The organism is Cupriavidus nantongensis, from assembly GCF_001598055.1.
Classification (GTDB): domain Bacteria; phylum Pseudomonadota; class Gammaproteobacteria; order Burkholderiales; family Burkholderiaceae; genus Cupriavidus; species Cupriavidus nantongensis.
The window spans coordinates 198,495-213,085 of sequence record NZ_CP014845.1; the positions used below are offsets into that span (position 1 = coordinate 198,495).

The following is a 14,591-nucleotide window of genomic DNA, read 5'->3' on the forward strand; positions in this document are numbered from 1 at the left end:
GCCCGGTCAGTGCTTACAGGCCGTGTCTCGAGCCTCGCTGGCGTGTGGCCCGCAGCAACGGTGCCGGCCTAGCGGCCAAATTGCCGCGCCATCTCGACAAAGCCTGCAAGGTAGGCGGTGCCTTCGTCGCCGCGCCGGATGCCGAGATTGATGTGCTTGCGAATACCGTGCTTGCCCAGCGGCACCGCCCGCAATGGCATGCCGGCGCCTTCTTCCTCCACCAGCCAGTCGGGCAACACGGCCACGCCGCGCCCGGCGGCAACGAGCTGCAGCATCAGGTCTGTCACTTCGGCGGTGCGGTGGCGTCGCGGCTGGCAATGCGCGGGGACCAGGAAGCGGGTGTAAATGTCGAGACGCTCGATGCTGACCGGGACCGTGATCAACGTTTCATCGACCAGATCCTGTGGCCGTATGTAAGGCTGCGCCGCGAGCGGATGGGTCAGGTGTACTACCAGCACCAGCTCATAGTCGATCACCGGCGTGAAAGCCAACTCCGGCAGCTTGACCGGGTCAGGCGTGATCAGCAGGTCGATCTCGTGCCCGAGCAGCGCGGCGACGCCGTCGAACCGGAAGGATGTCCTGACATCGAAATCCACGTCCGGCCACGCGGCAAGGTAACGCGGCGTCAGACGGGCCAGCCATTTCTGGCAGGGATGGCATTCCATGCCGACACGCAGCGCGCCGCGGCGTCCCTCGGCAAAGTCCGCAAGGATGCGCTCGGCGTGATCCAGCTGGGGCAGCAGGCGGTCGGCCAGAGCGAGCAGGTATTCCCCCGCCTGCGTGAAGCGCAGGCCGCGGCCGCTCTTGGTCCAGATCCTCACGCCATGATGGTCTTCCAGCTTCTTCACCATGTGCGAGAGCGCGGATTGCGTGACGTTCAGCTTTTCCGCGGCGGCGGTGACGCTTCCGGTACGGCTTACCGCGACCAGTGCCGCAAGATGTTGGCGATCCAGCACGCATGACTCCCGTTCATTGGTTCATGAAAAGATACCATTTTTTTTCATGCAATGGCGTTGCTATGCTGGCCTCCATCGAAGCCATCTGGCGCCCTTCGGCGCCTTTCCATAGCGAGAGAAAAGGAAGTCATGAAGGTCAATGCAACGGCAGTGCAAGGCGAGATGTCGGCTGGGGCAGCCGGCCGCGCAGGCAGCGTTTTCGACGAGGTCATCGACCGCGCGAACTCTCACTCGATGAAATGGGCCATCCCCGAAAAACTCCTCGCGCCGGACGAGGCCGCGGCGAAACCCTTGCCGATGTGGGTCGCCGACATGGATTTCCGCGCGCCGCAAGCTGTCATCGATGCGCTGCACGAGGCGGTGGCGCATGGTATCTTCGGCTACCCCGGCGGCGCGACCGACAGCTATGTCGATGCCGTCGTCGCGTGGCAGGGCAGGCGCTTCGGCTGGGAGGTGGCCAAGGAATGGGTGGTGCAGACCTCCGGGATCATCACCGCGCTCAAGACCGCCATCCAGGCATTCTCCGCACCGGGCGATTCGGTGCTGATCCAGCCGCCGGTCTATGCGCACTTCCATAACGACGTGCTGATGAACGGCCGTCATCTGGCCCTGGCCCCGCTGCAGCGCACCGATGTCGGCTACCGCTTCGACCCGGCCACCTTTGAAGCGGCGATCCGCGACGATACCAGGCTCTTCATCCTGAGCAATCCGCACAACCCCACCGGCAATGTCTGGTCGGAAGACGAATTGCGGACCATGGGCGAGATCTGCCTGCGCCGCGGTATCCTGGTCATTTCGGACGAGATCCACCAGGACCTGATCATCAACCCGAGGAAAAAGCACATTCCCTTTGCCTCGCTCGGCGACGATTTTGCCCAGCACAGCATCACCTGCACGGCGCCCAGCAAGACCTTCAACCTGCCGGGTTTGCAAAGCGCGAACGTGGTCGTGCCTAACCGGCGCCTGCGCGACGAACTGCGCCGCCAGTACGACCGCAATATGTTCCCGCTAGTCAATACGCTGGGCATGGTTGCCGCAGAGGCGGCCTATGCTCACGGCGAACCATGGCTCGAACAGATGCTGGCGTACCTGCGCGCCAATCACGACCATTTCCGCGAGTCGGTGCATCGCGCCACGTCACGCGTCCAGGTGCTGCCGGCCGACTCGCTCTACCTGGCATGGATGGACTGCCGCGGCCTCGGCATGGATGCGCCGTCGTTGGACAAGTTCATGCTGACCCGGGCTCGCCTGTGGCTCGACAAGGGCCAGAAGTTCGGCATCGAGGGTCACCGCTACATGCGCGTCAACCTGGGATGCCCGCGCGCGACCGTGGATGAAGCCATCGGCAGATTGACTGCGGCCATCGCCGGACTCTGATCCGGCTCAGCGAACGCAAGACGAAGCCAGCCGGCATTCGATGGAAAAGGAGCCATCGGCTGAGGACGGCGCTCGTCCGTCGCAACAGCCACCCACAACGACAAGCATCACAAAGAGATGTACCAAAGGAGACAGTGCAATGCGCAGGAACACCGACGCTCAGTCCTATGAACAGGAAGAGCTGAAACGCGATCTGAAAAGCCGCCATATCCAGATGATCGCCATCGGCGGAGCGATCGGCACCGGCCTGTTCTATGGGTCATCGTGGGCCATCAAGACCGCGGGTCCGGCGATCATCCTGACGTACTTGGTCGCCGCCGTGGCGATCTACTTCGTCATGCGGGCGCTGGGCGAGATGGCGGTCGAGGAGCCGGTTTCCGGGTCCTACATTTCCTATTCGAACCGCTATATCCACCGGTTTGCCGGCTTCCTGAACGGCTGGAACGCATTCATCTTCCTGCTGGCAACCAGCGCGGCCGAGCTGAATGCACTGGGCAACTACGTGCATTTCTGGTTCCCGACCATGCCGATCTGGGTGACCGCGCTGATAGCCGTGTCGGTGATGTTCTGCGTCAATATGATCGGCGTGAAGTTCTACGGCGAGGCCGAATTCTGGTTCGCGCTGATCAAGGTGACCGCGATCGTCGCCATGATCGTGTTCGGCATCGGCATGATCTTCTTCGGCCTGGGCAACAATGGCGAGCCCATCGGCCATCACAACCTGGTGGACCATGGCGGTTTCTTCGCCAAGGGCATCGGCGGCATGGTGCTTTCGATCGTGATGGTGGCGTTCTCGTTTGGCGGCATCGAGAACCTCGGCCTGGCTGCCGGCGAAGCGAAGGATGTCAAGACCACCATGCCCAAGGCCGTCAGCGCGACGTTCTGGCGCCTGCTGATCTTCTACGTCGGTGCCATTGCGGTGCTGCTGATGATCTTCCCTTGGACCTCGCTGACTGCGAAGGGCAGCCCGTTCGTCGACGTCTTTGCCAGGATCGGCGTGCCCGCGGCGGCCGGAGTCATGAACCTGGTGGTCATCACCGCGGTACTGTCGGCCGTGAACGCCAGCGTGTTCACCAACAGCCGGACCTTCTACAACCTGGCGCTGCAGAAGAACGCACCGGCGTTCCTGGGCACGGTCAACCGCCGCAATGTGCCATCGCGCGCCATCATGCTGGTGTTCGCCACGATGTTCGCGGGTGTCTTGCTGAACTACCTGATGCCGGAGAAGGCGTTCGAGTTGTTCTCGTCGATCACGGTGTTCGCGCTGGTGTGTGCCTGGACCTCGATCGTGGTCAGCCACCTGCGCTTCCGCAAGCTCAGGATCCAGACCGGGCAAGCGGACAGCCTGTCCTACAAGATGCCTTTCTTCCCGTATGGCAACTACATTGCGCTGGCGTTCATCGCTGCGGTGCTGGTCTGCATCGCGATCCTGCCGGATATGCGGATGTCGCTGATCGTCTCCGCGTCGTGGGTCGCCGTCGTCTTCGTCGCCTACAAGTTCTACACCAGGGAAGAACAGCCGGCGCTGGCCGAGGCGCCCAATGCGGAACCGAGAGTGCAATAGGACAGCCATGGCATCAACCTTCCAGCTGGCGCTCGACGAGCGGCGCGCAGCCGCGCTCTCCAGGTTGCTCCGCCATGTGACCTGGTCCGACTTGAGCGCGTATGCCGGCGATGTCGAGGAAGCCTTGCTGATGCGCGACGCGCTCGACACCATCGGCCGGGCGCTGGTGCTGGGACAAGCTGGCCGCTCCGGGCGGCGCGGTAGTTCGCGCAGACGGTAATGTGCGGGGCATTGCACTACGCAATGCCCCACTGTCACCGCCGCGCAGATTGCACCGTTGTTGCGTTTGCTTGCCCGGGATAGGGCGCGTGTTTCATCCCGCCGCCTCTACCATTGACGTTATCCCCCCGTTGCGACGGCATGGTCGCCGCACCAGTCTCCCGGGGGACCGACCGACATGGAGAGTGAATGGAACACATCCCCACCCGGCGAAGCACGATCTCGCTGGACGGCGCACGGCTCTTGGCCCAGATACGGGCGCTTGGCGAAATCGGCGCCGACCCCGAAGGCGGCGGCCGGACCCGCATCGCGCTGACCGACGCCGAGAAAGCCGGCCGCGACCAGGTTGTCCAATGGATGCGCGAGCTGGATCTCGAGGTTCGCATCGACCGCATCGGCAACGTCTTCGGCATCCTGCGCTCGGCGGCCGATGACGGCAGCCAGGCGCCGCTGATGACCGGCTCGCATATCGATACCGTGACCAATGCCGGTGCGCTCGATGGCTGCTACGGGGTGCTGGCCGGGCTCGCGGTCGCGCGCGCCTTCCGCCAGGCCGGCGTCACGCCCAACCGTTCCATCATGATCGGCGCCTTTACCAACGAGGAGGGCATCCGCTACCAGCCCGACATGATGGGCTCGCTGGTGTATGCCGGCGGGCTGCCGGTGCAGCGGGCGCTTGACACGGTCGGCACCGACGGCACGCGGCTTGGCGACGAACTGGCTCGGATCGGCTATGCCGGAGACATGGAACCCGGTGCCGTGGTGCCGCACGAGTACATCGAACTCCATATCGAGCAAGGCCCGGTGCTGGAAGCCGAGGGTACGCAGATCGGCGTGGTCGAGAACCTGCAGGGTATCTCGTGGCAGCAGGTCACGGTACAGGGCAACGCCAACCACGCCGGCACCACGCCGACCCGGCTGCGGCACGATGCCGGCTGGGCAGCGGCCGCGGTGGTGGCGTTTCTGCGTGACCTGGCCAACGCGTCGGACGGCACCACGCTGGCAACGGTGGGGTGCCTGCGCGTCGAGCCCGGCGTGATCAACGTGATTCCGCGTAAGGCGGTGTTCACGGTCGATCTGCGCGATCCCGATGAAAGCCGGCTGCAGCGTGCCGAAGCGAGGCTGGCGGATTTCCTGGCAGAAGTCGCCGAAGCGGAGGGCGTCACGATCCGCACCGAGCCGCTCGCGCGCTTCGAGCCGGTGAGCTTCGATGCCGGCATCATTGCCGCCATCGAAGCCTCTGCGGCGCGCTTTGGCTACACCCATCGACGCATGACTTCCGGCGCCGGGCACGACGCCCAGATGATCGCGCGCATCGCCCCTGCGGCAATGATCTTCGTGCCCAGCCGCGGCGGCATCAGCCACAACCCGCGCGAGCACACCGACGACGACCAGCTGGTGATGGGCGCGCAAGTGCTGCTTGATGTCATCCTCGCCCGCCTTGGGCATACCACTGAGTGATCCCTTCCCCAATGACCGCAGATACCCCCATGCTGACCATCAATTCCCGCGCCCACCGGTGCGACTATCCGGCCGAGCTGAGGCAACTGATGAGCATCGCCGAAGCCGGGCGCAGCCACGCGTGGCTGTCGCACTGGGAGCAGCTCAACGCCGGGCCCACGCCGCTGCGCGAACTGCCCGGCCTGGCCGCGAGCCTTGGCATCGCGCAGCTGAGCGTCAAGGACGAGTCGGTCCGCTCGCCGCTCGGCAGTTTCAAGGCGCTAGGCGCGCCGATCGCGCTGGTGCGGCTGGTGCTGCGCATGTTCCCGGAGCGCGAGCTCGATCCGCTCGAACTGATCGCCGGCCGCCATGCCGCGCTGCTGCGCGACTTCACCGTGATCAGCGCCACCGACGGCAATCACGGTCGCGCGCTGGCCGCGGCGGCGCGCAGCTTCGGCTGCCGCTGCGTGATCGTGCTGCATGCGAACGTCAGCCAGGAGCGCGAAGATGCGATTGCCGCCTGCGGCGCGCGCATCGTGCGCATCGTCGGCAACTATGACGAGTCGGTCGAGGAAGCCGCGCGGCTGGCCGCCGCCAACGGCTGGACCGTGGTCTCCGACACCTCTTACGAGGGCTATCAGGACATCCCGCGCGACGTGATGCAGGGCTACGGCGCCATTGCCGCGGAAGTGCTGGCGCAGCGCGGCGTCGCGCCCGGCCAGCCATGCCCGTACACCCATGTGTTCCTGCAAGGGGGCGTCGGCGGCCTGGCCGCCGGCGTGGCCAGCTATCTGTGGGAGCGCTTCGGTGCTGGCCGGCCGACATTCGTCGTGGTGGAACCGGCGCAGGCAGATTGCCTGTACCAAAGTGCGCTGCAGGGGCGCCCCGCGCGCGCAACAGGCTCGGTCGACTCGGTGATGGCGGGACTGGCCTGTGGCGAGACCTCGCCGCTGGCCTGGCGCTTTCTGGAACCTAGCGTGGACGTCTTCATGACGATTGCCGACGACGACGCCGTGACCGCGATGCATCGGCTGGCCATCGGGCAGGACGGGGACGTGCCTATCGTCGCCGGTGAATCGGGGGCGGCCGGCGTCGCGGGACTGGCGGTATTGCGCGCGCAGCCGGCGCTGTCCGCGGCGGCCGGCCTCGACGCCGGTTCCCGCGTGCTGGTGATCAATACCGAAGGCGCCACCGCTCCGGCCGTCTACCAGCAACTGGTGGGAGAATCCGCGGAATCCGTCCTGGCGCGCCAGGCAGCTTGGCTGGTACGCTGAGCCCGGCGTACTGAAGACGCGATGCATGATCGAGCCCATTCAGGGCTCGATCGACACGCCCAGCGACACCTTGGCCCGCTGCATGGCGACGTGTGTCTTGAAGTTCTTGACGTTGCCCGAGACAAAGAACAGCTCCCGCGTCAGGCGCTCGTACTCGGTCATGTCGGCCACGGCCAGCACCAGCAGGAAATCGAAGTCGCCGGTCACGTAGTACACCTGCTGGACCTGCGGGCAGTCGACGAAGCGCTTGCGGACCTCGTCCAGCAGGTCCAGCCGCTCGTTCTCCAGCGTGACCTCGACCAGTATCGTGATCATCTTGCCGACTTGTGCGGGATCGACCACGGCGGTGTTGGCGACGATCACGCCTTCGGCTTCCAGCGCGGCGATGCGGCGATTGACGGCAGACGGCGACAGGTTGACAGCATCGGCCAGCTGTCGCTGCGAGAGCTTGTTGTTGTCTTGCAGCAGCCGCAGCAGCTTGCGGTCATACGCGTCGAGTTGCATTGCCGTGGTCCTTTCTGCGCGCGGGGGCCGTTGCCCTGCGCATGGCATGGAACGGTCATTTTCGCATCCTGGACCAGGGATGGCGGCATCCCCGGCGTCTTCGCCTTCAAATCGCGACGTTTGACCGGCGCAAGGGGCGGGCGTGCAACGATGTCCCGGATAGGCCGCGCGCAAACGGACATCCTTGCGTTGGCCCGCCCGTTGGGAATGGCGTACTGCTGACTTCATTGCCCGCGCGCCTGGCGAGATGGGCGGAAGCGCCGGATTCAGGCCCCGGCGATTTCGACTCTTACACCGCGAAGACCGGGACACAGCGGCTTCCGGCCTTCGCGGCAAGTACAGCTACATCAGGCCTTGCCCTTGCCAGTCACAGTCCGGGCAGCTTCTTCGCAATCCTTCTCGCGCCACAGGAACTGCTGCGCCAGCACATCCTTGTCGAACAGGATCTTGTATTGGCAAGCCTTGTCGCCCGCAGGGGTCTGCAGGCGGAACAGGTAGTCCCATTCGCGCACGAAGAAGAAGCCTTCCAGGAAATGCGGCCGGCCCAGCAAGTGGTAGAGCTGGTCCTTGGTCATGCCGGGCTTGACCAGCGCCAGCTTGGCCGGGTCGGGGTAGATCCCTTCGCGCAGCGTCATGGTGGTGTCGGTCATCTCCGGCCACACCGGCGCCGCGCTGGCGCCGCGGTCGTCGATCTTGCTGAGGTTGCCGCAGCCGGACAGTGCCAGCGCCAGCAGCAGGGCAGCGCAGGGCGCCGCGTGGTGTTTTATCGATGCATACATGGTGTCGAGTTCCTTGATATTCTGAAGCGCGCAGACGGGCACCGCGGTGCTGCCGGTGCCGTCTGCTGCACGGACGGGTCCGCGCGGCTTACCACTGATAACCCATACCCACGGCGCCGCCGTAGTCGCCACGCGAGGTGGCTGCGCCGGACGCCTTCATCACCCACGAACCGTTCTCCGACACCCGCGACAGGCCCAGCGCGTAGCCGGTCTCGCCATTGAACGTGGCGGTGCCGATGGCGAGCATGCTCTTGCTCGGCAGGTACGCCTGCGGCAGGCTGGCCATGGCCATCGCCGAGGCGATGCCCGCGTTGGAGCGGTTCTCGGTGGCGCGGACGCGGCTGTCCATGCCGGCGAGCTTCTGGTCGATGCCCTCGCTGACGCGGTTCAGCTGGCTGACGTTGACGGCATCGGTCGGCGCGCGGCCTTCGGCGACGCCGGTGATCTGGCGATCGCCATCCCGGCCGGCGACGCTGATGCTGGTGCCGCCGGTGTCGCCGCCCACCGTGATCGGCGCGCTGCTGTTCTCCTGCTTGACGATGCCGACCTTGCCTTCGACCAGGTTGTTCACGGTGGTGTTGGTGGCATGCAGCTGCGAGCCGTTGACCGCGTCAGTCGAGTTCTCGCTGACATTGCCGGCCGCGACGTTGGTGACCTTGGTGCCGTTGGTGCCGCCCAGCGTGATCTGCGAGCGATCCGAGTTGTCGTACTGGATCGAGTTGCTGACCTGCCCGGCGGTATCGCCGATGGCGTCGGCGACGTTGGCGTAGGTCTTGCCGTTGACCGTGAAGCCGCCGCCGAGGTTGCCGGTGGACGGGTCATAGGTGGTGCCGCCGCCAAGGTGGTTGGCCAGGCTGCTGCCCTGGTTGGTCACGATGGTGTTCTGCGCGGCAAGGGCGTCGCCGACGTTGTTGTAGGTGCCGCCGCCCACCGCATAAGTCGGGGCGGTATAGCTGCCGGTGTTCGGGTCGTACGACGCACCGCCGCCGAGCGAGCTGGCGGTGTTCTGCGCGACCTGGTTCAGCTGGCTGACGTTGACCGCGTCGGTCGGCGCCGAGCCGGCCGCGACATTGGTGATCTGGCGCTGTCCGGCCGCAGTGCCGACCGAGACTTCACCCACCGAGTTCTGGCCGCCGCCGACACCGTAGCCGATATAGCCGGTGCGCGCGCCCACCGTGGTGACCGAGCCCGCGCCCAGCGCCACGCTGTTGGCAAACAGCGCCTGCGAGCCCGCGCCCAGCGCCAGCGACTGGATCCCCTGCGATTGCGCATTGGTGCCCAGCGCGACGCCATCGGCTTGCGACACCAGCGCGTTCTGACCGATTGCCGTGCCGCCAGGCGCGGTCATCTCGACCAGCGCGCCGTTACCGATGCCGATGCCGTTGTCGCCGTTGACGACCGTGGTCGGACCCACGGCAATCGACTCCTGGCCCGCCGCCAGCGAATCGACCGCGGTCGAGTTCGCGTGGAAGTAGCGCGTGCCGGTGGCCGAGACCGAGCCGATCGCGCCCTGCAGCTGGCGGATCGTCACCGCATCGTGGGCCTCGGTACCGTCGGCCACATTGGTGATCTGGCGCAGGCTGTTGGTCGCCGCGTTGCTCACCGACACCGCGCCCAGCAGGGTGACGTCGCTGGTGTTGTAGGGCACCAGGCCGGTGCCCGCGACGATGTTGCCGCTGGCGGGTGCCAGCGCACGGTTCGACACCGAGCCCGCGCCGAGCGCCACGCCGCCATCGATGCTGGCGCTGGCGTTGGTGCCCATCGCAATGCTGTTGGCATTGTTGGCCACCGCCGCCGGCCCGACCGCGATGCTGTCGGTGCCGAGCGCCTGGCTGTCGGGCAGGGTCGAGTTGGCGTGGAAGTACTTGATGCCGCCGCCGTTGCTGATGTTGTCGATGGCCGTGTTGATGTTGGTGATGCTGCCGTCGACCGCGGTGAACGCATCCGACACGGTGGTGTAGCTGCCGCCCTGGATGTTGTAGACCGGACCGGTGATGGTGCCGTCCGGGTTCACGACCGCGCCGCCACCGAGGTGGTTGGTGATGCTGCTGCTCACGGCGTACAGCTGCGAACCGTTGATGGCTTCGGTCGAGGTTGCGCTGACCGCGCCATCTGCCAGGTTCGAGATCGTCGTGCCGCCAACGCCGGCGAGCGTGGCCGAGTTGTAGTTCACCTCGCCCGGATCGATCTGGCCGTTGCCGTTGGCATCGTTCCAGTCGTACTTCAGCGCGCGTTCGTTGGTGGCGCCGGCCTGCTGCGCCACCTGGCCGATCGCCTGGTTGGTGGCATGAAGCTGCGAACCGTTGATCGCATCGGTGGAGGTTGCGCTCAGGCGGCCCGCCGCGACGTTGGTGATGGTGCGCTCCGCACCGACCGCGCCGATGCTGAGCGTGCTGGCCGGGTTCGCGCCCGCGAAGGTATAGGCGTTGCCCGCGAGCGTGATGCCACCCGTGCCGACCGCCGCCGCCGTGACCGAGCCCGCGCCCAGCGCGATATCGCCCGCGTTGTTGGCCACCGCATTGGGCCCGATTGCGACCGAGTCCGTGCCCAGCGCCTGGCTGTCCGGCAAGCTCGAGTTGGCGTGGAAGTACTTGATGCCGGCACCGTTGTTGATATCGCCGATGGTGGTGCTCAGGTTGGCGATATCGGTGGTGTTCTGGTTCACCTTGCTGTTGGTGGCGAAGAGTTGCGAACCGTTCACCGCGTCGGTCGAGGTGCCACTCAGGCGGCCCGCCGCGACGTTGGTGATGGTGCGCTCCGCGCCCACCGCGCCGACGCTGACCGTGCTGGCCGGCGTGGCACCCGCGAAGGTGTAGGCGGTGCCGCCAATCGTCTCACCGGGCGTGCCGACGGCGGCTGCCGTGACTGAGCCAGAGCCGAGCGCCACGTCGCCGGCGTTGCTCGCCGTTGCGGTATCACCAAAGGCGAGCGCGCCAGCTGCCGCGGCACGGGATGCGTTGCCCATCGCGACGGAGCCCTGGCCGACCGCGGTGTTGGCATTACCAATCGCCACGGCGCCGTTGGCCATGTTGCCGGCCGTCGCGGTCGCGGTGCCATCGGCATTGGCGATGTTGTTCGCACCGCCGACGAAGGCGCCCGTGCCGCTGGCGTAGCTCGGATCACCAATGGCTACCGCGCCATTGCCGTAGGCGACGTTGTTCGAACCGATGGAGACCGCCTTACCGCCTGTTGCCAATGCGTTGGTGCCCATGGCGACAGCATCTTCAGCATTGGCGACCGCGCCGCGACCCACCGCGATGCTGTTGAGGGCGCTTGCCGCGGCACTGCTGCCCATGGCAACCGCGCCATCTGCCGAGGCATTGGCCAGGACGCCCGCGGCGACGGCACCGCTCCCCGTAGCGGTACTAGACCGGCCAAGCGCCGTAGCATTTACCCCGGTGGCAACGCTTACGCCGCCCACCGCAGTGCCGCCGGTATCGGCCTGGCTGTCCGCGCCCAATGCGACGCTTTGGAAATCGTGCGATTGCGCGCCACGACCGATAGCGACCGTGCTGTTGCCGTCCGAAAGGGTATCCAACCCCATCGCAATCGTCGCGTAGTTCGACGCATTGGCATTTGCGCCGAGCGCCATGGTCGTGTTGCCGGCCGCGCTGCTGGCGGAGCCAAGCGCAACCGAGTTCGAGCCGACGGCGGCGGCGTTATAGCCGAAAGCCGATGACTCCGGCCCGGTTGCCGTCGCGTTCTGGCCGACAGCAAGCGTCTGCACATTGCTCGCCGTCGCGCCTGAGCCGAATGCCGTCGCACCGGTATTTGTCGCAGCTGCATTGGCGCCGACAGCGGTTGTGTTCGCGCCGGAAGCCGCGGCGCGATCGCCCACGGCGACGCCGGATGGCGCATTGTTGACCGTCGACCAGAAGCCGATCGAAATGCCATTGGTCGACGCCGCGTCCACGTGCGGCAGTGCGGTGTTGTTGGTGCCGATTGCAATGCTGCCGCTGGCGGCAGCAATCACCTGGTTGCCGATTGCGGTGGCGTTGACCCCGCTCGCGGTGCTCGCATAGCCGATGGCCGTGCTCTCCAGTCCGCTGGCGTTGGCCAGATAGCCGACAGCCGTGCCCTGGATGCCGGCGGCAGTGGCGCCAACGCCCGCCGCGACCGAGAAGCGCCCGCTGGCGCCATCGTTGTTGTAGTTCGCGCCGATCGTGCCGTTGTCGTTGACGCTGTAGTAGTGCGCGCTGGCGCCGGCGACAGCAGACTGCAGGGACTGCTGCACGGCATACAGTTGCGAACCGTTGATCGCATCGGTCGACGTATTACTGATCCGGCCCGCGGCGACATTCTGGATCTGGCGCTCGGCGCCTGCGGCACCGACCGATACGACGCTGGTCGGATTGGCGCCGGCGAAGGTATAGGTCGTGCCTCGGATCACCGTGTTCGCCGTCGGCACAGGGGCCGCGCTCACCGATCCGGAACCGAGCGCGACATCCCGCGCGTTGTTTGCCACAGCGGAATCGCCGAACGCCACCGCGCCTGCGCCAAGCGCCCGGCTGGTGCTGCCGATCGCGACGCTGCCCTGGCCGACCACCGTGTTCTGGTAGCCGATGCCGACCGCGCCTTGCGCGGCGGTGCCAGCAGTGCTGACCGCCTGCCCGCCAGCACCGACCATATTGGTGTTGCCGAGCGCGACCGAGCCATTGCCGGTCGCGGTGTTGTCCATGCCCTGCGCGACGGCGCCGTCGCCGGTGGCCGTGTTCGGGTCGCCAATGGCCACTGCGCCGTTGCCGGACGCGAAGTTGCCGGAACCGATCGACACCGCCTTGCCGCCGGTGGCGGTCGAGCCATTGCCGATTGCCACCGCATCCGCAGCGTCGGCAACGGCCATGGTACCCATTGCGATCGCACTGACGCCGCTTGCCTGGCTCTGACGCCCCATCGCAATGGCATCGGTCTGCGATGCAGTGACGTCGGTGCCGACACCGATGGCCCCTTGTGCGATGGCACCGGTGCCCGGCATGGTGCGGGCGCCGAGATAAACGGAGTTCAGCCCGCTGGCAGCTGCCCCCGCGCCAAGCGCGGTGGCATTCATGCCCGTAGCCATGGCGTTGTAGCCGATTGACGTCGTCGAGTTCGCGGTGACGCCGATGCCGGCATTGGTGCCGATGGCGACGTTGTCATTGCCCGTCACCAGGCTGCCTGCGGCAGCGTCCACGGTGCCGTCATAGGCGACGTTGCCGTCGCCGCTGCCCATCGCAACGTTGCGTGCGCCGGAGACACCTGAGCCGGCACCGCGCATGGCGCCGGCGATGCCGCCGCCGATGGCGGTATTCTGCGCGCCGCTGACCAGCGCACCGGTGCCGATGCCAAGTGCCACGGAATTGGCATTGCCCACGGTCGAGCCGGCGCCCGCACCCTGGCCGAGGGCGACGGCAGCCTGGCCGGCGCCGACGGCGCCCGAGCCGATCGCGAGCGAATAATCAGACTGCGCCTGGGCCAGGTTCCCCAGCGCCGTCGAGGCGATGCCGGAAGCCGTGGCGGCGCGGCCGAGTGCCGAGGCGGAGTCAGCGCTCGCGTTGGCGGAGGGGCCAAGTGCCAGCGCGTTCTGGCTGGTGGCATTGGATTGGTAGCCAATCGCAATGGCTTGCGCCTGCGACGCGTTGGCAACGTAGCCCATCGCAATGGTCCCGGCGGCCGACGCGGTAGCACCGTTGCCAACTGCCGTGGATTGATTCCCCGCTGCCGTGGCCGCGGTACCAAAAGCACTGGCCCCGGTTCCCGAGGCAGTCGCGACATTGCCGATAGACGTAGACCACGCTCCGGTGGCTTGCGCGGCGGTGCCGATGGCGATCGCTTCAAAGCTGTTGCCGGCAGGCGCTGTGCCGCTGGCATTGGCACCCGTGCCGATTGCAATCGGTGAGCCGGCGCCGGTCGAGTTGGCATCGGAGTTGGCGCCGATGGCGATAGGGGCGCCGCCCCCGGTGGCGGTCGCCGAGGCATTGGTGCCTACCGCCGTGCCGCCGCCGCCCGTTGCAACGGCGCCCGTGCCGGCTTGATAGTTCTGTGCGCTCGCCGCCTGCGGCATGGCCGCAAGCCCGATCAAGACCGCCATTGGCGATGCCAGAGCAGCAAGCGCGCCGCCGGACAACCAGCCGCCGCCCATGCGTGCCGTCCCCGACTGCAGCGACACCGCAACGCCGTTCGTGGTCATCGAGCCGACCATCGACCCGTTCAGCCCGACCCCCAGCCCGAGCCCATCCCGCTTCATCCCCAGCACCCGGTGCGCGCGTCGTAGCGCGGCAAAGATGCGCCGCCGCTGCGAGGCGTGCATGCCCGCAACGCCCGAGACCGCGGGCAAGGTGTTGTCATGTGTCCGGCGGGCATCGGCCCGGGACATTGTTCTGGTTTGTTGCATGGCGACGCTCTCCCTAGATGTGTTCGCCAACGACGATCGGCCCCGGTCCGCGCCAAAAACGCGGACAAAAGCCCCCCGCTCCGGCACGAAGCCGGAGATCGATTCCAC

The 14,591-nt window shown here is 66.7% G+C and carries 9 protein-coding genes; 5 read left to right on the forward strand and 4 right to left on the reverse strand.

Annotated elements, in window-relative coordinates; genetic code table 11:
* Positions 1–68 precede the first annotated feature (68 nt).
* The gene (locus A2G96_RS22300) at positions 69–956 is read right to left on the reverse strand and encodes a LysR family transcriptional regulator (protein ID WP_062802411.1); all 888 of its coding nucleotides are present in this window, start codon (positions 954–956) and stop codon (positions 69–71) included.
* A 129-nt stretch (positions 957–1,085) separates the two neighbouring features.
* On the opposite strand from A2G96_RS22300, the gene A2G96_RS22305 reads away from it, so the two are divergent.
* From A2G96_RS22305 to A2G96_RS22325, 5 genes are all read left to right on the forward strand, one after another.
* Positions 1,086–2,333: a MalY/PatB family protein gene (locus A2G96_RS22305; protein WP_150124229.1), complete on the forward strand. Its 1,248-nt coding sequence runs from the start codon at positions 1,086–1,088 to the stop codon at positions 2,331–2,333.
* 139 nt (positions 2,334–2,472) lie between these two features.
* On the forward strand, positions 2,473–3,897 hold the full coding sequence (locus A2G96_RS22310) for an amino acid permease (RefSeq protein ID WP_062802412.1): 1,425 nt from the start codon (positions 2,473–2,475) through the stop codon (positions 3,895–3,897).
* Between the two features lie 7 nt (positions 3,898–3,904).
* The gene (locus A2G96_RS22315; protein WP_062802413.1) at positions 3,905–4,117 is read left to right on the forward strand and encodes a DUF7706 family protein; all 213 of its coding nucleotides are present in this window, start codon (positions 3,905–3,907) and stop codon (positions 4,115–4,117) included.
* 188 nt (positions 4,118–4,305) lie between these two features.
* A complete protein-coding gene (locus A2G96_RS22320) occupies positions 4,306–5,577 on the forward strand; it encodes a Zn-dependent hydrolase (RefSeq protein ID WP_062802414.1) in 1,272 nt (423 codons plus the stop codon).
* 29 nt (positions 5,578–5,606) lie between these two features.
* On the forward strand, positions 5,607–6,830 hold the full coding sequence (locus A2G96_RS22325; protein ID WP_062802415.1) for a diaminopropionate ammonia-lyase: 1,224 nt from the start codon (positions 5,607–5,609) through the stop codon (positions 6,828–6,830).
* A gap of 39 nt (positions 6,831–6,869) precedes the next feature.
* On the opposite strand, the gene A2G96_RS22330 is transcribed toward A2G96_RS22325, so the two are convergent.
* The 3 genes from A2G96_RS22330 to A2G96_RS22340 all read right to left on the reverse strand — a co-directional run bounded on the left by A2G96_RS22330 (position 6,870) and on the right by A2G96_RS22340 (position 14,591).
* Entirely contained in the window at positions 6,870–7,334 is a 465-nt protein-coding gene (locus A2G96_RS22330) for an Lrp/AsnC family transcriptional regulator (protein WP_062802416.1), read from the reverse strand.
* Positions 7,335–7,681: 347 nt separating this feature from the next.
* Complete coding sequence (locus A2G96_RS22335; protein ID WP_082819178.1) at positions 7,682–8,113, reverse strand: outer membrane protein assembly factor BamE; 432 nt, start codon at positions 8,111–8,113, stop codon at positions 7,682–7,684.
* A gap of 88 nt (positions 8,114–8,201) precedes the next feature.
* Positions 8,202–14,591 carry a hypothetical protein gene (locus tag A2G96_RS22340; RefSeq protein WP_197672314.1) on the reverse strand — a complete coding sequence of 2,130 codons (6,390 nt, stop codon included), beginning with the start codon at positions 14,589–14,591 and terminating at the stop codon, positions 8,202–8,204.